A 26547-nucleotide genomic window follows, 5' to 3' on the forward strand; every position below is an offset into this window, starting at 1 on the left:
CATACCAGCCAGTTAGTGGCGTAGAAATTCACTCCAACTTATGGGGTTCACTTCATCTTCCCGATTCGCTGCTTTTTTAATTAACCCCATCAGCAACCCAAACAGGGTGGCCAGTCCGCGGAAGTTTCCGCGGTCTGACCACCCTGTTTAGTTTGCTAAATAGCTGTTTCATGCCTAACGCGACACCGGCACTTCAGCGGTCGCGGCGAGGGGCGCCGTATCGCCGAACTCCAGGTCGAACTGCCGCACGGCCCCGATCAGGTTCGCCTCGTTGCGGAACTGGCAAGGCTGCACGTCCACCTCGATGGGCGCCCCGTGCTGGTACATCAATTGCTGAATCTGGGCGCGCAGTTGGGCGACGAATCCCGGCCGGGCCGAGATACCGCCCCCAATCAGCAGGCGCTGGGGGTTCACGCTGACATAGCTGTTGAAGGCCCCCACGCTCAGCCAGCCCATCATCGCCGTAATGCACTGCTGGGCCACCGCATCACCGGCCGCCGCGGCGTCGTAGACCTCTTGGGCCGATACCGCCGTCAGGAGGTCGGCCTGGCGGCTGTAGCGCCGCGCCATCCGAACCGGACTGGCCAGCTCGCTGAGGGTCTCGCCCCGCTCGTTCATGACCATGTAGCCGAATTCGCCGGTGAAGTGCTGCCGGCCGGTCACCAACTGGTGATCCACCAGCATGGCGCCCCCGACCCCGGTGCCGATGATCATGAAGAGCGCGTCGGCCACGTCCCGGGCGTTGCCCCGCCAGCTTTCGGCCAACGCCGCACAGTTGGCGTCGTTTTGAATGCTGACGGGGACCCCCATCGCCGCACGCAAGGCGGCCTTAATGGGGAACCCGTTCAGGTACTCGACGGCACTGGTCCCCGAGATCTTCCCGGCGACCGTATCGACACTCCCGGGAAGACTGATGGCGACCCCGGCGAAGTCCTGCGGGTAGCGTCGCTGAACCCGCAGCAGTTCGTTCAGCAGGTCCGGCCACTGCTGGGGCGTGTCGAACCGCCCCGTTTGTCCCAGCTGCTGGTGGGCCCACACACCGTATTTAACGGTGGTCCCGCCAATATCAATCACCAGTAACGGTTCAGTTGGTCGTGCCATGGGCCGCACCTCCCGTAGACGCCAGGTCCGCCCCGTTCGTGGCGATGACGTGCTGGTACCAGTAGAAGGAGTCCTTCTTGTAGCGCGCCAGGCTCCCGCTCCCGTCGTCGTTACGGTCCACGTAGATGAACCCGTAGCGCTTCGAGAGTTGACCGGTGCTGGCGGAGACGATGTCGATGGCGCTCCACGGCGTGTATCCCATGACCGGCACCCCGTCTTCCTGCATGGCCAGCTCCATCTGTTCGATGTGGTCGCGCAGGTAGGTGATGCGGTAGTCGTCGTGCACCTGGTGGTCCGGCGTCAGTTCGTCGATGGCCCCGATCCCATTTTCCACGATAAAGAGTGGCAGGTGGTAGCGGTCATTCAACCAATTCAGCGAGTATCGCAGCCCCTCGGGGTCGACCTGCCAGCCCCAGTCGGACTGGGGCACGTACTGGTTGGTGACCAGGTCGGTGGACTCGTTGTAGGAGAACTGCGGATCTTCGTGGTCGCTGGCCGCCGTGGCGAAGGACATGTAGTAACTGAAGCCCAGGTAGTCGACCTTGCCGCGCTTCAAGTTCGCCAGGTCGGCCGGGGTGATGTCCAGGTCGTAGCCCTTGGCAGCGAAGTAGCGGGTCAGCCAGGTCGGGTAGGCCCCTTCGACCTGCACGTCGGAGAACCAGAAGCGAGCTTGCATGGCCCGTTGCGCCTTTAAGATGTCCGCCGGTTTGTCGGTCGCCGGGTAGACAGGTGACATGGCGATCATGGCCCCGATTTGGAAATCGGGATTGATCTGGTGGCCCAGTTGGACGGCCAGTGAACTGGCGACGACCTCGTAATGGCCGGCCTGGTACATCACGGCCTCGGCGTTCTCCCCGGGCTTGATCTTGATCCCGGAGTTGGTGAACAGCGTGAAGGCTCGGTCGTAGTTGCTTTGGTTGTTAATTTCGTTAAACGTCAGCCAGTACTTGACCTTGTCCTGGTAGCGTTCGAAGACGGCTTGGGCGAACCGGGTAAAGAACGTGACCACCTTGCGGCTGCGGAAGCCCCCGTACTCGGTGACCAGGTGGTACGGCATCTCAAAGTGCGAGAGCGTGACCACCGGTTCGATGTGGTACTTCAGGCATTCATCGAACAGCCGGTCGTAGAACTTCAGCCCCTCTTCGTTGGGTTCGAGTTCGTCGCCCTGGGGGAAGATCCGGGACCAGGCGATCGAGGTCCGGAAGCACTTAAAGCCCATTTCGGCAAATAGTTTCACGTCGGCGGGGTATTGGTGGTAGAAGTCGATGCCCACGTGGTTCGGGTAGAATTCCCCGTCCTGGACGCCCTGGGTGATGGTCCGTTCGTCGCGGTTCCCGGCGGCGGTCATCACGTCGGCCACGCTCAGGCCCTTACCGCCCACGTTATAGGCCCCTTCGAGTTGGTGGGCCGCCACGGCGCCACCCCATAAAAAGTTCTTTGGTAAGCTGATTTTCGTCAAATCAATTTCCTCCTATACAAAATGTCGTTTTATTGGTTAAATGCTTCAATTGGTCGTTGGCAGGCGCTCCACGCCGGCGAGCAAGCTGGTCGAGGTGGGCACGACTCCGAAGCCTCGAAACCCACGAGTCTCCAGAGCTCGGCCTTGATGTAACCGGGCAAAGAACACCCGGTAACATCAATTTCACCACGACCAGCAAGTCGCCTCTGTTACGCTCACATCATGAAAAACCATCATAAACGGAACATACTGGCGACCACCCCCGATGATGGCGGCGGCTGAAAACTGGACCAGCGCAGTAATCCCTAAGACCCCAACGGACATGGCTTAGCATCCACATCAGCTGGAGGGGTTGAGTTCACCCATGCTCATCCCATACGTATCTATACTTTGCAATCCGTAACTGATGAGTACCTGGAAATATGATGTTCAGCTCAGAGTTGCCAGTTTCCGCAACGTGAGCCAGAAGCGCTGAGTTCATCCACCTGACCCACAAAAAAAATGTGATGCCGACCAGCTTCGTCAGCCACCGGACATCACATTTTTAGTTTGGCCACCCGTTAATGGTGGAAGATCAACCGCGTCTTCGGCATGTGCAAGACCTGGTGAATCGCCAGGGAAGCACCGCCCAGCAACGTGGCGTAACGCACGTCCTTCGACATGACTAACGGGGGAACCAACGGCATAAAGCCGAGTTTCATTTGAATATTCTTGAGAATCTCTGGAATCTGATCCACTAAGGGTGAATCGAAGAAAATCATCTGCGGATCGTAGGCCGCAATCAGGTCGCTGGTCACGATGGCCAGTTGGTAACAGAACTCCTCCAACAACTCGGCAATCGCCGGGTCGCCGGCATTGTAGTCCCGGATCAGCTGGGCCAACTCGTAATCGGCCTGACCCTTCAGGTGCCCCGCCTTCGCGAGGAGCGCCGTTTCCGACCATTCGGTGTCGAACGTGGGCAGCGTCGCCAAGCGGCGTTGGGGATGGTCGCCATCTTGAATCATGATGCGGCCGATTTCCCCGGCCTGCCCGTAGTTGCCGCGATACAGCTGGGTGTTCAGGATGATCCCGGCCCCCAAGCCCTCGTGGATACTGATCGACACGATGTTCTGGAGCTCCTGCTTACTGAAGTCCTGCTCGAAGATGGCGGAAAGGTTGGCCTCGTTTTCCATAATCACTTCAACGTGGTAGCGTTGCTTGAAGTGGGCCACGAGGTCAAAGTCCTCGAAATCAACGAACGGCGACGTCATGATGGTGTTTTGGTAGACCACCCCGAAGATGGCGATGGAGATGGCGACCAGGCCATTTTCCACCGGGAACTTCGGCAATTGGCCGATCATCTTTTCCATCTCGGCCACGATTTCCTTCACGGACTGATGATTAAGCGGCTTGGTGCTGTACTCGAGCGCCCGCCCATCCAGCTGGGCAACCAGCATTTCGATGGCGGAGCCCGAGAGACTGAAATTGATCACGTAACCGTAAGCGGCGTTATAGGCCACCAGTTCCGGGCGGCGTCCGCTCGAACTGGCCGTTTTATCTTCACCAACGCTCAGTACCAACTTCCGTTTGAGCAACGTGCCGACAATGTCGGACACCGTCACCTTGTTCAGTCCCAGCAGTTTCGAGACATCGTTCCGCGAAATCGGGCCATGGTTCACAATCGCCTGTAAGACTGAGTGTTCGTTATGATCACGCATAACGTCCTTATTAATAATCATTCAATCAACTCATTTCACTGTTTAGTCTTCGTCTTCAGCGTTTTCCTTAGCGTGCTTAACCGCTAAGTCACTTTGCATCTGCTTTTCAATTCCATCTACATGATAGAACATCAGCGCGATACCTGAAAGCGCGAATCCCAACAATGGTACCCAAATGTAGTTCAATTCGATTCCGTGTAACGCGGAAGCGCTTTGGGCGTGGTTTGCGACGTAACCAGTGGAGGTCAGTAACCAACCAGTGATCACACCACCAATCCCCATCCCTAACTTCGCAGAGAAGCTGGAGAAGGAGGTAACGATTCCTTCGGCCCGGACACCGTTCTTCCATTCACCGTAGTCCACGGCATCGGCTAACATCACGGCGATCAAACCAGAAACGTAACCGGTTCCTAAGTAACCCACGATGGTGGCAAAGATGATCATTGGAACGCTCAAGCTGCCGGCACCAACACTCAAGAGTAATTGGCCCACAACGGCTAAGATCATACCCATTAACATGGTGTTCCGCTTACCGATCCGCTTGGAGGTCCATGGCGTCACGACCACGGCAACCAAAGCAACGATTTGTAAACTCAGAACGAAGGACGCCAGACCGGCATCGTGCATGTTGTACTTGAAGAAGTAAACCGTGACTTGTGAACGGGTCTGCATCCCCAACCAGTAAATGAAGTTGATGAAGATGATGATGGCCCATGGCCAGTTCCGACGAAGCGCTTTCAAAGATTCCTTGATTGGAATCGACTTCCGGGAGCTCTTGGTCTGAACCCGTTCGTGCGTGTTCTTGAAGACAAAACCGAAGATGATCACCACAATGATCCCGACGATCAAGGCCCAGATGAACCAGCCGTGAGCGCTCGTGGTGGAACCGTTACCGAAGAAGGCAACCATTCCCAAGGTAATCCCGGTGATCAACGTAGCACCGGCGGTTCCCATGAATTGACGAATCGTGGATAACGTTACCCGTTCTTGTGGGTTGCTGGTTAATGATGGCAAGATTGACGTAATTGGAATGTTAACTGCGGAATAAAGAACATCAACCCCAATATAGGTAACGTAGGCCCAAATCAGCTTCCCCGTTAAGCTCAGGTTTGGCGTGGTAAAGACCAGAACACAGAAGACGGCAAATGGAATCGAGAACCATAACCAGTACGGTCGACTCTTCCCATACTTGGTGTGGGTGTGGTCGATCATAATTCCCCAGAATGGCCCATCAAAAGCATCGACAATCCGGGCAGCCAAGAACAGGGTCCCAACTGCGGCAGCACTGATCCCAAAGGTATCAGTGTAGAAAATCATTAAGTACGTCCCAACCATCTGAAAAGATAGGTTGCAGGCAAAGTCACTCAAACTATAGGCGAATCGTTCCTTCCAAGGGACCATGTTCTTGGTGGCCACCTCGGCGTGTGGAGCATTTTCACTCATATCAAACACCTCTTAGCATAAAAGTTTTGACGCTATTAACAAACTCAACTTTCAATGACTAGGATACTGTAACCGTTTTCAGTTGTCAATATCAATTTACATATTTTTTAAGGTAAAACGCTTGATATCAGTAGATGTAACCAGCTTATTTTGATTAAAATCGTTGATAGACCGGGCCACGGTCAGCAAATGTTTGGCAACGATTAAGAAATTCAACTTTCAAAAAGAACTTGCGCCACCCTTTCCCACCCAAAAAGGCAGGCCCTCCCCCACTGGAGAAGGTCCTGCCTATTTTAAGGATCACTGCTTTGATGTTCTGGGGCTGGCTACGGCAACGGACGGACCAGGTACACCTCGCGGCAGAAGCCCTTCATGCCGTTGAAGACGCGCTGGGCCCGGGACTGCTTGCCACACAGGCCGAACACCGTGGGCCCGGTGCCGCTCATCTGCGCCGCGTCGGCCCCGAACTTGATCATCTGCTGCTTCAGCTGCGTGATCTCCGGGTAACGCTGGGCCGTCAGGGGCTCCAAGGCGTTGCCCATCACCGCACACATCGCGGCGATGTCCTGCTCCCGGACCGCCCGCAAGAGGGCCTCGATATCCGGGTGCTCCAGGTCGTCGTAGCGGATGCGCTGCAGGATGCTGGGCGTCGAGACGCTGACCTTGGGCTTGGCCAGGACCACCCACGCCGTCGGGAGTTTCGACAGCGGCGTGATGCGCTCCCCGCGCCCGCGTACGTGCGCCGTCCGGCCATACACGCAGTACGGCACGTCCGAGTCAATCTGCAGGCCCAACTTGGCCAATTCTTGCCAGGACAGCCCCAAGTTCCAGAGCTGATTGAGGCCACGTAAGACCGCCGCGGCGTCCGAGGAACCGCCCCCTAGGCCGGCTGCCACCGGGATGTTCTTCTTGATCCGAATATTGACCCCTTCGTTGATGTGAAAGGTCGTCTGTAATAAGTGGGCCGCTTGAAAGGCGAGATTCCGTTGGTCGTTGGGTAAAAAGCCGCTGTCCGAGGCCACCCGAATCCGTTTATGCTTGGTCAGCGTCTGAATGTCGACGTAATCGGCCAGGTCGACCGAGGTCATGACCATGTTCCACTCCTCCGCCCCATCTTGGTGATGGTAAGGCGTATCGAGCCCGAGGTTTATCTTGGCTGGTGCCTTTTCAATCAGTTGCATGCGCTCACCTTAATTCCGGGTAGGACCGGCCTACCGTACTCGTGAATCTAATTAAGCCCATTATACTATGGAAAAAAGCCAAATTGAACTCCATCGCGATAAAATCCTGGTCCCGCCCCCGGTTCCCCGCATTTTGGGCAAAATAAAAAGGCCTCGTAGGCCCAATTATTTATTCATCAAAGTCGACTTCGATGTTTTTGGTTAAAATATCGGTGTAACTGTAAGAAACCCGTTCAAAGGAGTTTTCGTTTTGATCGAGATCAACCACGAAAACTGCGGGATAGGTTTCCCGAAGAATTCCATGCCGTTCGGTCGTCTTCTTACGCCCGGCTTGGGCAATTACCATTAACTTTTCACCAATGCGACTATCAAGTTTATTCTTGATATTTGCTAAACTAGTTGGCATGCACTTCACCTCTGTGAAACATGATACCATAGTTTCACAAGAAATGCAAATTATACCACACTAGCCTCAAAATCGCAATAATCAGCGATTGGTAAGGGTTACATTAGCCCTTCGTCATGAAAAGCATTCACTAATTCAATAAAATTAATCAGCGTCAGCCGTTCGGGCCGCAATTGTTGCGAAATATCGACCCGTTGCAGGACCGTCTGGATGCGTTCGCGGACCTCGGGTTGTTTCCCAAAGATCCCCTGCAGGTTGTTCCACAACGACTTGCGCCGGTGGGCAAAACAGCCCTTGACGAAGCCAAAGAGGGCCTTGTCGTCGTACGGCATCACCGGCAGCGGCTCCCGCGGCGTCAGCCGAATGATCGCCGAATCCACGTTGGGCTGGGGAATGAACGCCGAGCGCGGCACGTCGAAGGCAACCTCCACGTGGGCGCGGTACTGCATCACCAGCGACAGGGAGCCGTACGCCTTGGTGCCCGGAACGGCCACCAGCCGGTCGGCGACCTCGGCCTGCATCATCACCACAATCTGGTCGAAGGACACGTTGCTCTGCAACACGCCCATCAGGATCGGCGTCGTAATGTAGTACGGCAGGTTGGCCACCAGCTTGACCGGGTGCCCCGGCTCAAACTCGTCACGGATGACCTCGGGCAGGTTGGCCTTCAAGATGTCCTGGTTGATGATTTTCACGTTGTCGTAGTCCATCAGGGTATCGTCCAGGACCGGCAACAGGTTGGCGTCGATCTCGAAGGCCACGACCTTGCGGGCCTTGCGCGCCAACTGTTCGGTCAGCGCCCCGATTCCGGGACCAATCTCGATGACGTTGTCGTCGGCCGTCACGTCGGCGGCCGTCACGATGTTCCGTAGGATGTTCAGATCGGACAGAAAGTTCTGCCCCAGGCTCTTCTTGGCCACTAACCGGTAGCGGTTCAGGATGGCCTTGGTGCGGGCTGGCGAGCCAATCTCAGGTACATTGTTATTCACGTAAATCCCCCTTATTCCGCGGGTAGCTGGGCGACAGCGGCCTGAAAGTCGGCCGGCTGAATCCCAAACATCCGCAACCGTTTCTCAAGTTGCTTACCGTTCACGTAGCCAATCTGCAACAGTTCGCCGAGTTGTTCCCGGCGCCGCTTGGCCCCCGCCCCACCGATCAGGCCGGCGGCGACCAGCTCGGCGTGGCTGATCAGTTCGGGCGCGGCGTCCGTCTCGGTGTAAACGTGGTCCAGTGCCGCACGAATGGCGTCCGGCGTCGCGTGTTCCACGCCCAGTGAGCCCCCGGCCTTGTCCGGGCGCCCTTCCTTTTTCGGCAGGAAGGCGTGCTTGGCGTTCGGCACGGCCTCGGCCACGATTTTGCGAATCTTCTCCCCGGAAAAGTCGGGGTCGGTGAAGATGATCACGCCGCGTTGGTCGGCGAGCTTTTCAATCAGGGCCAGGGTGTCGTCGTCGATGGCGGACCCCCTCGTCTCGATGGTGTCGGCGTTGACCGCCCGGTTGATGGCCTTGGTGTCGTCCTTGCCCTCGACCACCAGGACTTCTTTAATCTTCTTCAATTTGGTAAAACTCCTCTGCGTTGTGGTAGGTCGCGGCCGCAATGGTCTCTGGCGTGGTAGCCCGTTCCTTGGCGATGGCCTCGACGGTGTAGCGGGTAAAGCCCGGTTCGTTCTGCTCGCCTCTGTGCGGCTCCGGCGTCAGGTACGGCGCGTCGGTCTCGACCATCATCACGTCCAGTGGCGTGGCCCGCACGGAATCGTGGACCTCGTGGGCGTTCTTGAAGCTGGCCACCCCGGAGTACGAGATGTGCATCCCCAAGTCGAGGAACTTCTTCAACCATTCGGGGTCGCCGTTAAAGCTGTGCATGACCCCGCCGATGTCCTGAATGCCGGCTTCCTTGATGATCCGGTAGGTGTCTTCGAAGGCGTCGCGGTTGTGGACCACGATGGGCTTGCCGACCTCCTTGGCGATGGCGATTTGCCGGGCAAAGACCTTGCGCTGGGTATCCTGCGGGGAGGTGTCCCAGTGGTAGTCCAGGCCAATCTCACCCAGGGCACGGACCTGGTCGTCCTGCAACTGCTCTTCCAGCAGCTGCTCGGCGGCCGGCGTGTAGTTTTTCGAGTCCTCGGGATGCCAGCCGACCACGGCGATCATCTGCGGGTACTGGTGCGCCAGCTTGATGGCGTCGGCGTTCAGCTGGGTGTTCGACCCGACGTTGGCGATCCGGGTCACACCCAGGTCGGCGGCGCGCTTCACGAACGTCGGCACGTCGTGGATGAATTCTTCGCTGTTTAAATGCGTGTGTGAGTCAAAAATTTTCATACAATTGTCTCCTTATCAGAAACGGTGACCACTCTGCTAGGGGCGGCCGTTGCGACCAGCCGCCCCTAGCGCGATTCTCCTATTAAATCATCATTGGCCCGTCAGCGTCAAGCCGCAGCGGCCAACTGGTCGTCACAAAAAACGCGGGCCGACGACTAAGTCATCGCCGCCCGCGTTTGCTTGACGTTATTCGACTGAGGACCCGTTGACCAGGTCTTGTGGCACGATGGCCAGCTTGACCTCACCGTCATATTCCGCTGATAACAGCATCCCTTGACTGATCTGGCCCCGCATCTTCCGTGGCTTCAAGTTGGCCACGATGATGACCTTCTTGCCCACGAGGGATGCTGGTTCTGGGTACCATTGGGCGATGCCGGAGAGGATCTGGCGTAAGCCCTTGTCCCCGGCGTCCAACTGGAACCGTAACAGCTTGTCGGCCCCTTCAACGTGGTCGACCGCCTTGATTTCGGCGACCCGCAGTTCGATCTTTTCGAACTTGTCGAACCGAATTTCGGATTTATTTAAAGTGAGTTCCGTTTCTTCTGGATCCACAGCAGCCTCCTGCTTCTGAGCCTTCGCCGCCATCGCAGCCCGACCCTTGGTCTTTTCCGACTTCGTCATCTGTCCTTGGATGAAGTCCACTTCTTCCTCGGTGTCCAACCGGGGGAAAATCGGCGTTCCCTTGGCCACGACCTGCTCACCGGCGGGTAAGTCGGCGAATTGCAGGCCCTTCAAGGCCAACGTGGCCGGGTCCAAGCCCAACTGCGTGAAAATTTCCTTCGGCGCGTGGGTCATGACCGGACTGATCAGCGTGGCGATGACCCGCAGGCTGGCCGCCAAGTGGGCCATCACGGCGGACAATTGGTCGCTCGCCGCGTCGTCCTTGGCTAACTTCCAAGGTTCCGTCTCGTCGATGTACTTGTTGGTCCGGGCCACCAGCTTCCAAATCTCCGCCAGCGCGTCGGCGAAGTGCATCTGGTCCATCAGGTCTTCGTAGTTCCGGATGACGTCGGCCGCGGTCTGTTCCAGGTCGGCGTCGAATTCGGTCACACCGCTCTTCAAGACTGGCAACTTGCCATCTTCGTACTTGTTGATCATGGCGACGGTCCGGTTCAGCAGGTTCCCCAGGTCGTTGGCCAGGTCGTAGTTCAAGCGGTTGACGAAGTCTTCCGGCGTGAAGTTCCCGTCGTTACCATACGGCATCGCGCGCATCAGGTAGTACCGTACGGCGTCGAGGCCGTAGCGGTCGACCAGCGTTTCGGGGTAGATCACGTTCCCGGTCGACTTGGACATCTTGCTGTCCTTCATCAACAACCAGCCGTGGGCGAACAATTCCTTCGGCATTTCTAGCCCCAGAGCGTGTAGCACGATTGGCCAGTAAATGGAGTGGAACCGGACGATTTCCTTCCCGACCATCTGAACGTCGGCCGGCCAGAACTTCTTGAACAGCCCCTCGTCGTCACTGGTGTAGCCCAACGCGGTGATATAGTTCAGCAGCGCGTCGATCCACACGTAGACCACGTGCTTCGGGTCGCTTTCGACCGGGACCCCCCAGGTGAAGGTGGTCCGGGAAACGGCCAGGTCTTCCAGGCCAGGCTTGATGAAGTTGTTGATCATTTCGGTCATCCGGGATTCCGGTTGGATGAAGTGCGGATGGCTGTGGTAGAAGTCCAGCAGCCAGTCGGCGTACTTGCTCATCTTGAAGAAGTAGGACTGTTCCTTGACCAGCGAGACCTCGTGGCCGGACGGTGCCTTCCCGCCGATGACCTTGCCGTTATCGTCGTGGTAGACTTCGGCCAGCTGGGTCTCGGTGAAGTACTCTTCGTCGTCCTCGGAGTACCAGCCCTCGTATTCACCCAGGTAGATGTCGCCCTGCTTCAGCAGACGCTCGAAAATCTTTTGCACGGCCGCCACGTGTTCGGCATCCGTGGTCCGAATGAACTTGTCGTTGGAAATCTCCAGCGTCTTCCAGAGTTGCTTGATCTGGGTCGCCATGCCATCGACGTATTCCTGCGGCGTCTTGCCCTGGGATTGGGCCTTGTCCTCGATCTTCAGACCGTGTTCGTCGGTCCCGGTCAGGAAAAAGACGTCGTACCCGTTGCTGCGCTTGTAGCGCGCCACCGTGTCACAGGCAATCGTGGTGTAGGAGTTTCCGATGTGTAACCGACCCGATGGATAATAGATCGGCGTGGTGATGTAAAAAGTAGGTTTGGTATCTGCCATAAACTAAAGCCTTCCTTGCTCAAAAGATTTCCGTAAATTTTAGGGTTAAATTTCACGTTAAATTCTCATTTAGTATAGCATAATCCCCGGTCCAGCCATAGCACCCGACCGGGGATTTTGTCAGCTAAATGGTTCTGTCGGCCAACCACTGCCCGCCGCTTAGAACAGATCCAACTGTTGCGGGGCCAAATTGGTCCACTGCAGGCCCAGGATCTCCTGCAGGCGCAACGCGTTCGGGGCGGCATCGCGGCCGGAATTGTTGTTAAAGATGACGCACACGTCGCGGGCCTGCATGGCGACCTGCCGGACCAGCGTCGCAATCGTCTGCAGCTCGTCTTCACTGTACTTGTACAGCGTCCGGGTCTTGCGCCAGTTGGCTCCCTGGTTGAACCAGCCCTGGGCGTTGCGGCCGTGCAGCCGAATCATTGCCAGGTCGGGCGTGGTCACCGTGGCGACCAGCGGGATGCCGTCATTTAAGTTGTGCGGCTCGTCGGTCGTGACGTTGGTCATCCGCAGCGACTGCAGGTAGGCCAGCACGTCGGTGGTCATCCCCGGGGTTGCAAACCAGCTGGGACTCCGAAATTCCACGGCGATGGGCAGTCGCCCCATCCAGGTCCGAATCTCGCGGAGGTACTGGATATTCTCCGTAGTGCGGTTGAAGTACGGCGGAAATTGAAACAGGATCGTCCGTAATTGGTGGCGCCGCACCAACGGGGCCACCAATTCGGCGTAATCGGCGAAGACCTTGGCCCGTTCCTCGAAGGTCACCGGATGCTGCCGCTGTCCGTGGGTGGTCATGACCTGGTTGGCCTTCAGGATAAATTGAAAGCCCTCCGGTACCGTGGCCTGCCAATTGGCGATAGTACTGGCCCGTGGAAGGCCGTAGAACGGCGTATCGAGCTCCACCACCGGCAGATGACCGGCGTACTCGGTGAGGGTCACGGGGCGGTCGACGCCCCCAATCAGGGCGGGATGTTCCGTCCAGGTAGTTAACCCAATGGTGATCATGCGTGTCCCTCCCTACTTAAAGCGTTCAAACTGCTTGATCAGGTCCGCTTCCGGCGTAGTCAGGTGGCCGCTGAGTTGGCTGATCAGCCGCCGCCCGGCCAGCCGGTCGTTATACCGGATCCCGGTGACGCAAAGGTCGATCAACGCAAACAGGATGGTCACCATCCCCGCCCGCTCCCGGGAGAAGCCGGTGTTGAACAGCATCACGACCTCCTGATTAAAGGCCAGCTGTAAGATGCCGTAGATCACCAGCGTGTCGGGAATCAGTTGCAGCGCGTTTAGCCAGCGCATCCGGCGAACCAGCCGCCGGAGCCGGTCAATAATCTCTTGATGGCTCATCGGTTCTATCACCCTCAGACCTGAAGTTCTTCAAAGAATTGTGTGGCGTCCGCCTGGACCATCTCAATCGGGACGCCCAAATCGAGCTTTTCTTGGTTGATCACCACGACCGGGGCCTGGTCGTTGCGGTAATCGAGCAGGCCGGCGAACGGGTAGACCCGCATCGAGGTCCCGACGATGACCACCAGGTCGGCCTGGGTCATGGCCGCGACCGCCCGTTGGATGTTCAGCTGCTTCAGCCCCTCCTCGTACAAGACGACGTCCGGCCGCAACCAGCCGCCATCCGCGTCATGGTGCGGGTCCTTGAGGTACTGGTGCCAGTCGACGTGGGCACCACAGACCTGGCAGTAGACGTTGTAGAGGTTGCCGTGGAACTCGACCAGGTGGGCACAGTTCGCGACGTTGTACAGGTTATCGATATTCTGGGTAATCACCGTCGCGCGGTTCTCCCGGGTCAGCGCCGCCTGCTTGGTGTGGATCACGTTGGGCTGCGCGTCCGGGTAATAGAGGTTCTGCTTGACGTAGTCGTAAAAGGTCGCGGGCTCACGCACCAGGCAGGTGTGGCTCAGGTAATACTCGGCGTTGCGGTGGCCGGTGTACAGGCCATTCTTCGAGCGATAATCTGGAATCCCGGACGGGGTCGAAACGCCGGCACCCGTGAGAAAAACGATGTGTTTTGCTTGATCAAACTGTTCTTGTAATCGTGCTTCCATTCGTTACTACCCCCTCACAAATCATCCAGCAAACATCTGTTTCCATTATAGCATGCCCCCGAGGAGGTCGTTAATATCCACCATCTCACCGGAAAGTTGTGATTAGAAATTTTATACGCGAACGACCCGCTTTTATCTCGCTAATCGCACCATAAAAAAGCAGGCCAACGTTCAGTCGTTGGCCCGCTTCAGGGTGGTTACCGCAAAATGTAAGGCATCTTCAGTTGTTTGAAGAGGTCCTCAACGGTCATGTTATAGATGTTCGTGTAGTAATCCGGCGTGTCTTCCTTCGGCTTAGGTGCGGGCAACACGAAGGCGTTCTGGTTGTCCGCCCGGTTGAAGCCGACGTACCCGCGCCGTTGCGTGGTCTTCTCGTGCATGTCGGAATGGTACAGCTCGAAGATCTGCCGCACCTGCAGACTCAGCTGGCGCTTGGACAGCACGCTGGACAACGTGGTGAATTCCGTGTTGTGCAGCGCCGGCAAGTTCCAGGCTTCCAGCTGGGCGTCGAAGGCCTTGAACAGCTTGACCACGTTCCGGCGGAGGCTAAATGGCGACGTGACCGGTTTGGCAGTAATTGTTTGGTAGAGCTTCCGGGCCGCCGCGAAGCTTTCCGGGTAGTCCTTGGTGAACTGGTCGTTGATGGCCTGGTTATCGGGGCCAAAGAAGACCAGCGCGTCCAATAACGTCAGCGTCCGCAGGGTCATCTCGTCATCGCGCTCGGCCGGTTCCGGCTTCAGCGTGTAGTCGACCCCTTTCAGGTACAGGTCGTTGATCTCGGGCGTGATCAGGCCGTGCTTCCGCTGTTCGCTGACCACGACCTCGTGGCTCACGATATCGTACAGCTCGGTACCCATGATCATCAGCTGTTGATCCAGGTCGGGGTTCCCGGTGGTCAGGGAGAAGAAGACCTGCGGGAAGCCGGATAAAATCATCAGCAGGTGCAGCAGTTCGTGCGACGCCGTGTAATTCGGCGCCGTCAAGTCGGCCACTTGAATGTCGATGTCCTTGCCCATCTGCATCTGTTGGGCCTGGTCGTGCCGCACAAAGCCCGCCTGTAGTTGGCCGATAAAGTGGACCTCAACCTTCCCCGGGTAAAGGTTATTGACTTGGTTGAGCAGGTCTTGGACCTGGTCATTCAGTTGTACATCTTTTGCTTCCATGTGCTTGTCTCATCCTTTGTTGGTTAGATTGGCCTGACGGACGGCCCGTAACGCCGCCTGGGCTTGTGCAGTGGTCGGTTGTCGTTCCTGCAGCCGGGCCACCACTGCGGGGACCTCGGCCGGGGTGGCGCCCACGGAGAGCGCCAACGATTTGAGTTGCAGGTGCATGTGGCCCCGCTGGATGCCCTCGGTGACCAAAGCGCGCAACGCCGCCACGTTCTGGGCCAAGCCCAGCGCGGCGGTCACCCGCATCAGCTCGCGGGCACTGGTGACCTGGGCAATCTGTTGGTTCACGGCGACCAGCGGGAAGACCCGCGTGGCGCCGCCCACGAAGCCCAGTGCTAGCGGCAGGGTCAGCTCACCGTGGAGGATCGCCCCGTCCAGCCACCAGCGGCTCAAGCCGCGGTACTGGCCGTGACGGCTCGCATAGGCGTGCGCACCGCTCTCCACGGCCCGCCAGTCGTTGCCCATCGCCAGGACCACGGCGTCGATGCCGTTCATGATGCCCTTGTTGTGGGTAGCCGCCCGGTACGGGTCGACCTGGGCAAAGTCGCTGGCCGCGCAGATGCGCTCGGCGACGGTGGCCCCCGCCAGCGTGGCCGTTTTCAGTGGGTCCACCGGCACGGCACACCGCGCCGTGACCAGGCTGTGGGTCGCGTAGTTGCTGAGGATGCTCATCAGGACCTCGCCGTCGATCTGGGGACGCAGGTAATCGGCGACCGCCTCGGTCAACGTGTTGACCAGGTTGGCCCCCATCGCCTCGCCCACGTCGATGAACAGGTCGATGGAGACCCAGTCATCGGGGAGCACGCGCACCCGGATCGACCGGGCCCCGCCCCCGTGCGTCAGTAACGTCGGGTGCGCCGCGTCGGCGACCTTGAGGATCGCCGCTTGGTGGGCCTGCACCCAGGCCTTGAGGACCGCGGGTTGACGGACGTGCTGGCAGACAATCTGCCCCATCAGCTCCCGCCGCGCCACCGTGGTGGTGATGCCGCGGTCGCTGGTCAACAGCCGCCCGCCGTTGCTGGCAGCCGCGATGACCGAGGGCTCCTCGGTGACCATCGGGACGGCCACGGAGCGCCCATCGACGCGCAGGTTCACGGCCACGCCCTCGGGCAAGCCGTAGGTCGTCAGGTAGTTTTCAATCAGTTCTTCGTCCGCCGATTGCCGCTGCCGGGCCACGATGGCCAGCTGTGCGCCGGTCAAGTGCCGCGTCGTGGCCAGGCGGTCACGGCGTTGCTCGTACGGCAACCGGTAAAAGGGTGTCGTCATCCTGTCCACCTCCTTAACGCTGACTGAGGTACTCGGAAATGATGCCTTCGCGCACGCCGCTCTCGGAGAACACGACCCGGTCGGAATCCAGCATCTGCAGCAGCGTCACCAGGGGCAACATGCCGCCTAAGATGATGTCGGCCCGTTCCGTTTCCAGTCCCGAGATGCGCTTGCGCTCGCGCAACGGCACCGCCAACAACCGCTGAAAGGTCCGCATGACCTGGTCGGTCGTCAGCCGGTAACCGTGGATGTTCTCGACGTGCAGGATCTTTTGCTGCTGCCGGTTCATCCGGGCCAGCGTCCGGTTGGCGCCCCCTAAGAGGACCAGGGGAAGGTGCTTGGCGTCGTTGAGCCACCAGATGTCCCGCAAACGTTCCCGGAGGAAGACCTGGGCCGAGAAGAGGTCCACGGCCGCCACCCGGTCGTCCAGGTGGAACTGCTCCGAGAGGTTGACGGCCCCAAACGGCACGCTGATCAGGTTCGCATCCCGGCCGTCCTTGACGTGGACCAGCTCACAGCTGGCGCCACCGGTGTCCAGTAACAGGCAGTCCTTGACCTTCAGGCGGTTGACCGCGCCCAGGTAGTCGTAGTAGGCCTCCTGGTCGCCGGTCAGCACCTCGAGGTCGATGTTGGTCGCGCGCTTGACCTGCGCCAAGAACTCGTCGCGGTTGCGGGCTTGCCGGACCGCGGCCGTCGCGATGCCCCGGACGATCAGCTGGGGTAACTGCTCATAGTACGGCCGAAACGACCGTAAAGCGGCGATCGTCCGCTCCATCGCTTTGGGTTGAAGAATCTTCTCCGGCCCCATGCCTTCCGACAGCCGGCTGTCGGCCTTGACCCGGTTAACTTCCCGGTAGGTGCCGTCGTCGCGTAGTTCGTTCACGGCCAGGCGCACTGAATTGGAGCCGAGATCCACAATGGCTAAATTTTGCATGGTCATCCCCCCGTTTCGACTTAACCGAAGTAGTCGATACCAACCGCGTGACGCACTTCACGCAACGTTTGGGCGGCCACTTGGTTGGCCTTCTCGCTCCCCTGCTTGAGGATTGCGTAGACCCCGTCCGGGTCGGCCGCAAACTGTTCGCGGCGTTCGCGAATTGGCTTTAATTCGGCTTGTAAGACGTCGTTTAGATACCGTTTAATCTTAACATCTCCTAAGCCGCCATGCTGGTATTGCGCCTTCAGATCGGCCACTTTGGCCTTGTCTTCGGCGAAGATGTCCAGGTAGGTGAAGACCGTGTTGCCCTCGATGTGGCCCGGGTCCTCCACGTGGATGTGCTCGGGGTCGGTGTACATCGACATGACCTTCTTCTGGATCGTGTCGGCGTCGTCGCCCAGGTAGATGGCGTTGTTCAGGGACTTGCTCATCTTGGCGTTGCCGTCGAGACCGGGGATCCGCCCGAGGCCCTTGGCTGGGAAGTAGCCTTCGGGTTCGACCAGAATCTCCTGACCGTAAATGTTGTTGAAACTCCGCACGATTTCACGGGTCTGTTCCAGCATCGGTTCTTGGTCGTCACCCACCGGCACCGTGTCAGCTTTAAACGCCGTGATGTCGGCCGCTTGACTGACCGGGTAGATGAAGAAGCCGGCCGGGACGCTTTCACCAAAGGCCTTTTGCTTGATTTCCGTCTTGACCGTTGGGTTGCGGTTCAGGCGCGAAACGGAGACCAGGTTCAGGTAGGTCATGGTCAACTCGCTCAACGCGGGGATCTGGGACTGCACCAGAATGGTCGACTTGGCGGGGTCGATGCCCACGGCCAGGTAGTCTAAGGCCACCTGGAGCAGGCTGTGGCGAATCTTCTCGGGGTCCCGGGCGTTGTCGGTCAGGGCCTGCGTGTCGGCGATCATGATAAAGGTGTCGTAGTCGCCGGTATTTTGCAGCATGACCCGGTTCTTCAGGGAGCCGACGTAATGGCCAATGTGGAGCTTACCAGTGGGCCGATCGCCCGTTAAAATCACGTGTTTTTTTGTCATCAGAATCTTCCTTTCTAAAAAAGCGCCCCATTGACGATTGTCAATAGGACGCGACTGCGCGGTACCACCTAACTTGTGACCAGTGCTGGTCACCACTTTCGGCCGTTAACGGAGCCACCGCGACGTTCATCGTTTATTCAGGGAACAACCGTTGTGACCCACTTCGCCCGTGGGACCGTTTCAGCCGACCGGTCCCTCTCTGAGATTGGGCTACTCCATCACAACTCATGCCTACAGTTTAGTGGATTTACCGGCGAATGTAAACCGCCATTCACGGGGTCTTGCGGAAGAATCCGCCATTCGGCGTTTTCGCGGCGGTCTTTGATTGACAGCGCCCCGAAATGTGACTAGAATTGTTAAGCAATTTAGCCAATTCTATGAAGGAGGCGGTCCTTTGACCACCAACGAACAAGCCAACGAGCAACGCCGGGTGGACGACGTGGTCCACCAGATTGGGAACCGGATCGACCGCACCACGGCCGAGTACAACGACGCCCACCAAGAGTTGCGCAACGTGTTAAAGAACTATAGCGAAAACACGTCCGTGAACTGGTTCGAAGTCGATGACCGAATCGAAACCAGTGCCGAACTGCAGCAACAACGGGCCCTGGTCTCCCGGTTAACCGAAAATCAGAACATCATCGAGAATCAATTGCACACCTTCCAAGAACTTCAAAAATCGCCCTACTTCGGGCGCATCGACATTCAAGACCCCGACGAGGCGGCCCCCGAGTCGCTGTACATCGGGACGGCCTCGTTCGTGGACGACGATGAGAACTTTCTGGTCTACGACTGGCGCGCACCAATCTCCAGTATCTACTATAACGGGGTCCTGGGCAAAGTCGCCTACAGCACCCCAGCCGGTACCCAGCAGACCGACCTCTTGAAGAAACGCCAATTTTTGATTCAAGACGGTCAGATCAAAAGCATGTTCGACACCAACGAGACCGTGGGCGACGAGATGTTGCAACACGTACTGGGCGAGCAGAACGACGCCACCATGCAGAACATCGTGGCGACCATCCAACGGGAACAAAACGACATCATCCGCGACGTCCACAGCGACCTGCTGGTGGTCCAGGGGGTCGCCGGCTCCGGCAAGACCTCCGCGATTCTCCAGCGGATCGCCTTCCTGCTGTACCACAGCCGCCGCGACCTCGAGGCCGATCAGATTGTGCTGTTCTCGCCCAACCGCCTGTTCAGCCACTACATCAGTGACGTGCTCCCCAGTCTCGGGGAACGCAACATGCGCCAGGTCACGCTGGCCGAGTTCCTCACGCAACGCTTCCAGGGGCTCAACGTCCAGACCCAATTTGCCCGCTACGAAAGCGACCAGCAGCACCCGGTCAACCTGGCCGTCCGGCGCTTCCAGGAGAGCGCGGCCATGATGGACGCCGTCGCGGACTACTGTCAGCAGTGTCCGGCCGACCAGATGCAGTTCACCGACATCCGCTTCAAGGGCCGGGTCTTCTTCGACCACGACGAGATTCGGGCCATCTACGCCCGCTATCCGGCCACGGTGCCCCCGGCCGAGCGGTTCCTGAAGACCAAGAACGTGCTCGAGAAACGCCTGAAGCACCGCATCGCCGAGGAGGCCCAGGCCGACTGGGTCCGTGACACCATCGACCAGCTGAGCGACGAAGATTACCACAACCTGTTAGGGGCCAAACACCTGGGGCAGTTCGAACAGTTGGACGATGAGATCGACTTTATCGCCCGCGAGATTGTGCGCCGGCGCTTCCGCCAGGTCGACGACGCCATCTACAACGGGTACTTCCTGGACGTTTACAGCCAGTACACCGCCTTTCTGCAGCAGTGCCCGTTGCCGCAGGATGTGTCGGCGGCCGACTGGCAGGCCATCGTTGACCGCTACAACCACGACATCGAGTTCCATAAGCTGGCGCTGACCGACGCGGCGCCCCTGCTGTACCTGCGGGACCTGCTGACCGGTGGCGGCCTGAACCACCAGATGCAGCACCTCTTCGTGGATGAGATGCAGGACTATTCGATTGCCCAGTTAATTTACCTGCAGCACGCCTTCCCGCGGGCCAAGCTCACGCTTCTGGGCGATAGCGAGCAGGCCCTCTTCAAGGCCGTTGAGTCGCCGGAATCCATCCTGAAAAAGTTGGGCGCGGCGCTGCACGCCAAGCACGCGCGACTGATCACGTTGCGGCGGTCGTACCGCTCGACGCTGCCAATCACCACGTTCGCCAAGGCGCTGTTGCCGGACGGGGACCAGATCGAGGCGTTCAACCGCCCCGGCGACCTGCCCAAGGTGGTCATCCGCTACGACGCCCCGGCGGCGTTCAAGGCGTTGGCCCACGAGCTGACGGCCGAGCTGGCGGACAACCAGACGGTCGCGATTCTGACCAAGAACACGGCCGAGGCCAAGTACGTGTACCAGGAACTCCACGCCGACTTCGACCTGACGCGCCTGACGGATACCGACCGCTCGCTGCCCCAGGGCGTAGTCGTCCTGCCGATTTACCTGGCGAAGGGGCTGGAGTTCGATAGTGTCATCGCCTACAACGTGTCGGCGGAGAACTACCCCACCGACCAGTTCACGGGGACGCTCTACACGATTGCCTCGCGGGCGATGCACCACCTGACCCTCCTGAGCATCGGGCCGGTCTCACCGCTGATCGCCTCGGAGCGCATCCCGCAGAGTGATCTGCAGATCGAACATGAGTTGAGTAATTAGAGATCATCGTCAAAACGCATTGCTGGTTTCCTTGGGGGAATCGGCAATGCGTTTTTTGTGCTGGTATCACCACAAGCTTACTGCCAGTCGACAAACTGCTTGTTTGCTGTGATGTAAGTGCCATCGCTTAGTTGATACCGGTTAACGCCATCCTGTCGCCGAATCAAGCGCCGAATGGTCACCACCTGTCCGCGGTGGAAGTGATGCCGCCGGTCGCTCTGTCGGAAGTGGGCATGCCGATAAGCGTAAATGCCGTGCAGTAACTTGAGTTTGCCCGTCAACGGAAACATCTGGTAATACAGGTGTGCTGTGTACCCGGCGGTAGCGGTGATGTAACTCCCGTCGCGTAACCGATAGAAGCGCGTGCCTTGTGGCCCGTTAAAGACCGCGACCACCGTGAAGACGGCCGCCTGAGTGCGGGGACGGGATGGATAGAAACGAATCCGGTTATCTGGGGAGAAGGTCAAGCTTCGATAGCGCCATAGTGCTTGCGTCAGGTAGACCTTAAAAGGAACCTGGGTGCTTTCTGCAAACTGGCTGCTTGTCGTCGACGTCGGCGCAACCACTTGGTCCGCACTTTCCGTAACCACCACGTCACGAGCAGCCTGGTCTCGGGCGGCTTGTTGCAGTTGTTGCAACTGCGCTACCGTCGTCAGTTGGCTCACTCGCGCTAGTAATTGGTGCTTTTGCGCGGTAGTCAGGCTGTCGAGTTGTTGAATGGCCTGGGTCGTTGCAGTCTGCGTCGTCACTAAATTCTGTCGATCCTGCCGTTGGGCAGCCGCCACCTGATCCGGCAAGCCCTGCGTTGGCGTGACCAGTAGCAGCGCTTGCTGACTCACCTGTTCCTCATCATCCAGATTCGGCAACGCTTGGGCGTCTTGAATGGCCTGATTGACTTGTTGAAGATGAGTTTGCGCTTCTGCTTGGGCTTTCCGATAGTCACTATCTGCCTGGGCGACCGTCGTTCCCTGCTGAATTTTGTGCTGGATGGTTGCCTTTTCGCTCGTTGATAAGGCGCCTAATTGGTTCGTCTGTCGGATTGCCTGTCCTTGTGCCTTAGCCACCGCAGCATTTTGGTCTTGTTGCGCCTGCTTCCAAATCGTGGTCAACGATCCAGCATTCTCTGACGTAGCCGTTTTGACCCCATTGGTAAGGGCTCGTCGGTCAGCCTCTGACAAATCTGGTAGTCGTTTCAGGTTGGTCAATACCCGGTCCTGTTGATTTTCCCACTGTGCTTGCTTCGCTAATTGATTCAAATCAGACTGGGAAGCTGTCTGCATGGCCGTTTTGAGGTTTTGGCGGTCCGTTCCTGATAAGTCCGGCAACTGACCCAATTGTTGAATCGCATTATTCCGATTCAACTCCAGCTGATTGAGATTCTGCGCTTTCTGTAGCGTTTTTTGAACATCTGCGGGCGTTTTATCACCATCCAATCGCTGGACACTATCGGCCTTTTCCTTGGCCGTTAGCGCTGGCAGGGCTTGGATACCATCTTGTAATGCTACCAAGTCCGTCTTATTTTGGTCTATTGCATTTTCTCGGGCCTTCTCCGCTTCCGAAACGTTCGTTGCTTGCTGAATAGTCGATTCGGCTATCTTTCGGTGACTAGCCGACAAATCGGCCAACTGGTCGACCGCTACTTTTAAGCTAGTCTGAGCATCTGCTAAATTCTGTTGCTCCCCCTTTTTCTCTAACTTGTTTAACGCAGAAATTTCTTTGATTTGTTGAATCTCGTCTTTTAGAGTCTGTTGCTCATCCGCTGTTAAATATTTCAGCGTGGGTAACTCCTTTAAGAGGTTATTTTGTTTGTTTTGGGTTTCGTTATTTTCACTAGTTGCTTGTGTTAGCGCTTCTTTAATCGATTGAATAGTCGCTGACTGATCATCAATAGTTTTTTTAACCGCTGTCCTTTGCTCGTCCGTGAGGTCCGTTAGCGACTGGAGATTTGTTGTGCTATTGGACCTACAAGTCGTTAGCGCTTCATTATCCGCTTTCTTGGCATCTGCCACCGTTTTGTTAATGGTATCAAGCTGATTATCATTCGCCTTATTCTGCTTGACGACAGATCGAATCTTCTGAATATCCTTACTGGTATCAATGTTCTTTAATTGACTAAGCTGTTCTATGGCCCCGTTAGCAGCATCTTGCAATTGGGCCTGTGCCTGCACGTGCTTTATGGTCGTCTGTTTCGTTTGGTAATCCTGTAAACTGTCTTTTGCAAGTGAGTCGGTTGGCAATGACGTATTTTTTGACAGTTCCGTAATATAGCCTTTTTGGCTTTGCTCCCCTGCAGCATCCAAATGGCTTAGCTTTTTAATAGCTGCTTCCGCCTGCTTTTCTTGGGTAGCTAGCTGCTGATTTAGATAGTTTTGCCAGGTTGTCCATGCCTGCTCAACCGTCCCTACCCTTTTCAGGCCATTCAGCCACTGAGAATCCGGAGAGGGCTTTACCTGAGCTGCGTCAGCACTAATCTGCTGTTTCACTTGCGCGAGCTGTATCTGTTGGTCAATTTTTTGCAGGTCCTGTTCATTTTTAGCATTCTTGATACTTTCGGTAATTGTCCCCTTATCGTCCAATTTACCAAGGGCCGTTTGCTCCGTACTTTTCCCATCTGTTAAGTTATCCTGTTGGGCAGCTGCAACCTGACTTAGGATTTTCTTTCCATCCGTAGAACCCTGGATGACTGATTGATACTTTTTCTGGTGGTCTGGGCTTAAATGTGTCAACTTCTGAACTTTAGCTTGAACGTCTCGTTTAATTGGTTCCACGTCAGCCATTTTCTCCTGATGGATAATATTATTAACGGTTTCTAAATCTCCTTTGGTTATATTATCCTTAATTTTTTGCTTATCTGCAGGTGATTGATTTGTCGCTTTTTCAACTAATTCCAAACCTTGTGCACGTTCTTCGTCTAAAGATAATGCTTCCCGCCAGATATTCGCAATCCGAATATCTCTGCCATCCGGACCATCCTTAGCCGTACGCGATTGGTCGAGATCATTAGGACTGAGGCTATTGTCTGGATGTACAACTGGGTTGATCTTATCAATTTTATTTTTAAAGTTTGTCTTATCAGCAGCTGTTAAATTCTGGAAATCGCCAATGGCGTCTTCAAAAAATAATTTACTCTGCTTAATGCCCACGGTCTCCTGTTCCAGATTGATCCAGGTCATGATAGTCTTCCTATCTCGGGCAGAACTAATGCTAGTATCCGCTCCGCTCAAACTCAGGCTATTCCCTGGAACATTTTCCAGTGCATCTACCACCGTTTTGGCCTTGGCACGTTCCTCAATAATTTTATTATTTTTAATATCCTGATCAACAACTACCTGTAGATCAGCATTCACCTCATCAACTGATGTATCCGTGTCAATCCTACTAATAAGTTCTTCTCTATCAGAGTCACCTGCAGTAGGATTCAACGTATGAAACGATTGCATACTTCTAATCTGATTTTCAGCCCTCGTTCTAGCATCCGTTAGCGTTTCTTGTGGTTCAACATCAGTTACCGGTTTAGAGACCGTCCCTACTACTTTCACCGCTTGTTGGTTGGATACTCGGGGTACTTGTTTCTGATTAACGGGCCCACTTTGCGGCTTGATCTCTAACTTACCCGCTGGCTGAACGCGACTTCCGGTTTCTACCGCTGCATCTTTCTTCGGAGAAGCTACGACTTCAGCATTTCGTGTTACCGTCCGTCCGGCGGGCGCCAGTTGCTTCACAGTTGCCGATGATTGCGGACTTTCCGAACTGAGAGGTAAATCCGCTGCCCGAACCCTTTGTGGTTGTGCTTCACTCATCCCCAGTAAAATTCCCGCCGAAAATAACACGATGCCTAAACGTGACCATGTTGATTGTTCCATGACTACCTGACTCCCTTTTGTATTTACCATCCTTACTCGCCGATGGTTAAAAAGCCAATCAGTTTTACCCCTAACTGAAGTATAGAAGGAAACCATTCATGAAGATACAAAACTAGTCGCTATATAACGATATAAATATTAAATCGGTTATACTAAAGAACTGCCCATTGCAAATTTCATAAAATTCACAATTCATTCTGCCTCAAACTGCCGAAAGCCAGACTTCCATAACCAATCTTTACATTCACTTGTTCCTTAAATACACGGCCGTTTTAGGAAGCAAGCTCAGATTGACTAAGACAATTTGCTTAATGGTTTCAACAGTCCTATTGGCCACTTGCCTCGGCTGAACACAGTTCAATTCAAATAATCGCTTAACGCCACCGTTGCCTGAGTATTCAGTCACGGTGGCGCTTTTTATCAACATTATTTTAAGGGATTGGTCACGTTGCCTATGATCTTTACACAACCAACATTAACTCATTACATTACCTTGCTATCCTAGCACTGTACCAAAACAAGAGGAGGAGACACATTTATGAACAAACGCGTTAGCACCTTATTATCCGCCCTGCTGTTGGCAACCACGTTAGGGTGGCAACAACCTTTGGTCAACGTTGCAGCCGCAACGCACGCCCAAACGACGCAAAAGGCTAAGACCGCTAAGTCCGGCAAGCACGCCAAGGCCAAGAAGAGTTCCAAGGCGAAGACTTCTAAGGCCAAGACCGTTAAGCAACCCGCATCCGCTTCCAAGCACATCAAGCTTGCGGGCGCTTCTAACGCCCGGGACCTGGGTGGTTACGTCAACAAGAACGGTCAAAAGATCAAGGCTCACCGCTTGATTCGTTCCAACACGCTCTCCAAGTTAACCAAAGCTGACACTAAAAAGCTGGTCAAAACCTACCACGTCAAGACCGACGTTGATTTACGGACGCTGGTTGAACAAAAAAAGAGTCCTGACGTGAAGATCAAGGGCGTCAAGCTGGTCAAGGCCAACGTCTTCAAGAATTTCGGCGCCGCTCCTGACTTCTCCAAGAAGAACGCCGGCGTTAAGATGATGGAAAAGTCCTACCACGACGCAGTTACCACGGCGCAGGGCCGGAAAGCCTACAAGATGCTGTTCCACGAACTCCTGAAGAACCCGAAGAACAAGTCCGTCTTATGGCACTGCAGCGCCGGTAAGGACCGCGCCGGCATGGGCACGGTCTTAGTGCTCTCCGCCTTGAACTTCGACAAGAAGACCATTGCGAACGACTACCTCAAGTCCAACAAGTACTTAGTTCAGACCAACAAAGAAAACCTGGCTACCCAAGAAGCTGGCTGGACCAAGGGCGGCAAGACCTTAACGCCTATCGTGGTTTCCAACTTCAAGGCCCAAAACGGGGTGCAAATGGCTTACTTAAACACCTTCTACAAGGCCATCGACAAGAACTACGGCAGCATGAACGGCTTCCTGCACAAGGGTCTGGGCTTATCCAACACCCAATTAAAGCAACTCCAAGCCAACTACCTGACGCCCGCTAAGAAGTAGCGCCCGGCGTTCTCTTCAAACTAACTAAAAACACTTGATTACCAGGAACGGACCACAATCTCCCCGACGACGTTGTGGTCCGTTTTTGTGCTTCGTTCGGTCAGTAACGCATCTTTCCCGCCGCATTCCCGCATTGTTCTGTTTCTTTACGTCTT

The 26547-nt window shown here is 56.3% G+C and carries 20 protein-coding genes; 2 read left to right on the plus strand and 18 right to left on the minus strand.

What is annotated here, in order from left to right; translation table 11 throughout:
• Nucleotides 1-174: 174 nt before the first annotated feature.
• The 17 genes from FD37_RS07505 to trpS all read right to left on the minus strand — a co-directional run bounded on the left by FD37_RS07505 (nucleotide 175) and on the right by trpS (nucleotide 18297).
• Entirely contained in the window at nucleotides 175-1101 is a 927-nt protein-coding gene (locus tag FD37_RS07505) for an ROK family protein (protein ID WP_056964534.1), read from the minus strand.
• Nucleotides 1085-2560 carry a 6-phospho-beta-glucosidase gene (locus FD37_RS07510; RefSeq protein WP_056964536.1) on the minus strand — a complete coding sequence of 492 codons (1476 nt, stop codon included), beginning with the start codon at nucleotides 2558-2560 and terminating at the stop codon, nucleotides 1085-1087. The genes FD37_RS07505 and FD37_RS07510 overlap by 17 nt, the downstream gene beginning before the upstream one ends.
• A 560-nt stretch (nucleotides 2561-3120) precedes the next feature.
• The gene (locus FD37_RS07515) at nucleotides 3121-4278 is read right to left on the minus strand and encodes an ROK family transcriptional regulator (protein ID WP_056964538.1); all 1158 of its coding nucleotides are present in this window, start codon (nucleotides 4276-4278) and stop codon (nucleotides 3121-3123) included.
• A 21-nt stretch (nucleotides 4279-4299) separates the two neighbouring features.
• Nucleotides 4300-5700 carry an MFS transporter gene (locus FD37_RS07520; RefSeq protein WP_056964540.1) on the minus strand — a complete coding sequence of 467 codons (1401 nt, stop codon included), beginning with the start codon at nucleotides 5698-5700 and terminating at the stop codon, nucleotides 4300-4302.
• 326 nt (nucleotides 5701-6026) lie between these two features.
• Nucleotides 6027-6881: a 4-(cytidine 5'-diphospho)-2-C-methyl-D-erythritol kinase gene (gene ispE, locus FD37_RS07525; RefSeq protein WP_056964542.1), complete on the minus strand. Its 855-nt coding sequence runs from the start codon at nucleotides 6879-6881 to the stop codon at nucleotides 6027-6029.
• 169 nt (nucleotides 6882-7050) lie between these two features.
• Nucleotides 7051-7287 carry a Veg family protein gene (locus FD37_RS07530; RefSeq protein ID WP_045807185.1) on the minus strand — a complete coding sequence of 79 codons (237 nt, stop codon included), beginning with the start codon at nucleotides 7285-7287 and terminating at the stop codon, nucleotides 7051-7053.
• A gap of 98 nt (nucleotides 7288-7385) precedes the next feature.
• Nucleotides 7386-8276, minus strand: a complete 891-nt coding sequence (rsmA, locus tag FD37_RS07535; protein ID WP_186811309.1) for a 16S rRNA (adenine(1518)-N(6)/adenine(1519)-N(6))-dimethyltransferase RsmA — start codon at nucleotides 8274-8276, stop codon at nucleotides 7386-7388.
• Nucleotides 8277-8287: 11 nt separating this feature from the next.
• On the minus strand, nucleotides 8288-8842 hold the full coding sequence (rnmV, locus tag FD37_RS07540; RefSeq protein ID WP_045807187.1) for a ribonuclease M5: 555 nt from the start codon (nucleotides 8840-8842) through the stop codon (nucleotides 8288-8290).
• A complete protein-coding gene (locus tag FD37_RS07545) occupies nucleotides 8829-9605 on the minus strand; it encodes a TatD family hydrolase (RefSeq protein WP_056964546.1) in 777 nt (258 codons plus the stop codon). The genes rnmV and FD37_RS07545 overlap by 14 nt, the downstream gene beginning before the upstream one ends.
• 186 nt (nucleotides 9606-9791) lie before the next feature.
• Entirely contained in the window at nucleotides 9792-11828 is a 2037-nt protein-coding gene (metG, locus tag FD37_RS07550; protein WP_056964548.1) for a methionine--tRNA ligase, read from the minus strand.
• Nucleotides 11829-11987: 159 nt separating this feature from the next.
• Nucleotides 11988-12836 (minus strand): DUF72 domain-containing protein, encoded by an 849-nt coding sequence (locus tag FD37_RS07555; RefSeq protein ID WP_056964550.1) that lies wholly within the window; start codon nucleotides 12834-12836, stop codon nucleotides 11988-11990.
• 12 nt (nucleotides 12837-12848) lie between these two features.
• Nucleotides 12849-13175, minus strand: a complete 327-nt coding sequence (locus FD37_RS07560; protein ID WP_045807191.1) for a hypothetical protein — start codon at nucleotides 13173-13175, stop codon at nucleotides 12849-12851.
• A 14-nt stretch (nucleotides 13176-13189) separates the two neighbouring features.
• Nucleotides 13190-13888 (minus strand): NAD-dependent protein deacylase, encoded by a 699-nt coding sequence (locus FD37_RS07565; RefSeq protein ID WP_056964552.1) that lies wholly within the window; start codon nucleotides 13886-13888, stop codon nucleotides 13190-13192.
• 197 nt (nucleotides 13889-14085) lie between these two features.
• Nucleotides 14086-15051, minus strand: a complete 966-nt coding sequence (locus FD37_RS07570) for a hypothetical protein (RefSeq protein ID WP_045807193.1) — start codon at nucleotides 15049-15051, stop codon at nucleotides 14086-14088.
• Between the two features lie 9 nt (nucleotides 15052-15060).
• Nucleotides 15061-16323 carry a hydroxymethylglutaryl-CoA reductase, degradative gene (locus tag FD37_RS07575; RefSeq protein WP_056964554.1) on the minus strand — a complete coding sequence of 421 codons (1263 nt, stop codon included), beginning with the start codon at nucleotides 16321-16323 and terminating at the stop codon, nucleotides 15061-15063.
• A 13-nt stretch (nucleotides 16324-16336) separates the two neighbouring features.
• Nucleotides 16337-17257: a Ppx/GppA family phosphatase gene (locus tag FD37_RS07580; RefSeq protein ID WP_056964556.1), complete on the minus strand. Its 921-nt coding sequence runs from the start codon at nucleotides 17255-17257 to the stop codon at nucleotides 16337-16339.
• Between the two features lie 20 nt (nucleotides 17258-17277).
• Complete coding sequence (trpS, locus tag FD37_RS07585; protein WP_045807196.1) at nucleotides 17278-18297, minus strand: tryptophan--tRNA ligase; 1020 nt, start codon at nucleotides 18295-18297, stop codon at nucleotides 17278-17280.
• A gap of 394 nt (nucleotides 18298-18691) precedes the next feature.
• Between trpS and helD the strand changes: the two genes are divergently transcribed.
• On the plus strand, nucleotides 18692-20998 hold the full coding sequence (gene helD / locus FD37_RS07590) for an RNA polymerase recycling motor HelD (RefSeq protein ID WP_056964558.1): 2307 nt from the start codon (nucleotides 18692-18694) through the stop codon (nucleotides 20996-20998).
• Between the two features lie 77 nt (nucleotides 20999-21075).
• Here helD and FD37_RS07595 read toward each other — a convergent pair whose 3' ends face one another.
• Entirely contained in the window at nucleotides 21076-24861 is a 3786-nt protein-coding gene (locus FD37_RS07595; RefSeq protein WP_056964560.1) for a DUF5776 domain-containing protein, read from the minus strand.
• Nucleotides 24862-25399: 538 nt separating this feature from the next.
• Between FD37_RS07595 and FD37_RS07600 the strand changes: the two genes are divergently transcribed.
• Nucleotides 25400-26392: a tyrosine-protein phosphatase gene (locus FD37_RS07600; protein ID WP_056964563.1), complete on the plus strand. Its 993-nt coding sequence runs from the start codon at nucleotides 25400-25402 to the stop codon at nucleotides 26390-26392.
• Nucleotides 26393-26547: the final 155 nt, after the last annotated feature.

This window comes from Levilactobacillus spicheri DSM 15429, assembly GCF_001435095.1.
Taxonomy (GTDB): Bacteria; Bacillota; Bacilli; order Lactobacillales; family Lactobacillaceae; genus Levilactobacillus; species Levilactobacillus spicheri.

Excerpts from the sequence above, each read along its gene's own strand:
- FD37_RS07505 (WP_056964534.1), bottom strand. The coding sequence starts at position 1,101 with ATGGCACGACCAACTGAACCGTTACTGGTGATTGATATTGGCGGGACC.
- FD37_RS07515 (WP_056964538.1), bottom strand. The coding sequence starts at position 4,278 with ATGATTATTAATAAGGACGTTATGCGTGATCATAACGAACACTCAGTC.
- FD37_RS07520 (WP_056964540.1), bottom strand. The coding sequence starts at position 5,700 with ATGAGTGAAAATGCTCCACACGCCGAGGTGGCCACCAAGAACATGGTC.
- ispE (WP_056964542.1), bottom strand. The coding sequence starts at position 6,881 with ATGCAACTGATTGAAAAGGCACCAGCCAAGATAAACCTCGGGCTCGAT.
- FD37_RS07530 (WP_045807185.1), bottom strand. The coding sequence starts at position 7,287 with ATGCCAACTAGTTTAGCAAATATCAAGAATAAACTTGATAGTCGCATT.
- FD37_RS07545 (WP_056964546.1), bottom strand. The coding sequence starts at position 9,605 with ATGAAAATTTTTGACTCACACACGCATTTAAACAGCGAAGAATTCATC.
- metG (WP_056964548.1), bottom strand. The coding sequence starts at position 11,828 with ATGGCAGATACCAAACCTACTTTTTACATCACCACGCCGATCTATTAT.
- FD37_RS07555 (WP_056964550.1), bottom strand. The coding sequence starts at position 12,836 with ATGATCACCATTGGGTTAACTACCTGGACGGAACATCCCGCCCTGATT.
- FD37_RS07560 (WP_045807191.1), bottom strand. The coding sequence starts at position 13,175 with ATGAGCCATCAAGAGATTATTGACCGGCTCCGGCGGCTGGTTCGCCGG.
- FD37_RS07565 (WP_056964552.1), bottom strand. The coding sequence starts at position 13,888 with ATGGAAGCACGATTACAAGAACAGTTTGATCAAGCAAAACACATCGTT.
- FD37_RS07570 (WP_045807193.1), bottom strand. The coding sequence starts at position 15,051 with ATGGAAGCAAAAGATGTACAACTGAATGACCAGGTCCAAGACCTGCTC.
- FD37_RS07575 (WP_056964554.1), bottom strand. The coding sequence starts at position 16,323 with ATGACGACACCCTTTTACCGGTTGCCGTACGAGCAACGCCGTGACCGC.
- FD37_RS07580 (WP_056964556.1), bottom strand. The coding sequence starts at position 17,257 with ATGCAAAATTTAGCCATTGTGGATCTCGGCTCCAATTCAGTGCGCCTG.
- trpS (WP_045807196.1), bottom strand. The coding sequence starts at position 18,297 with ATGACAAAAAAACACGTGATTTTAACGGGCGATCGGCCCACTGGTAAG.
- FD37_RS07595 (WP_056964560.1), bottom strand. The coding sequence starts at position 24,861 with ATGGAACAATCAACATGGTCACGTTTAGGCATCGTGTTATTTTCGGCG.
- FD37_RS07600 (WP_056964563.1), top strand. The coding sequence starts at position 25,400 with ATGAACAAACGCGTTAGCACCTTATTATCCGCCCTGCTGTTGGCAACC.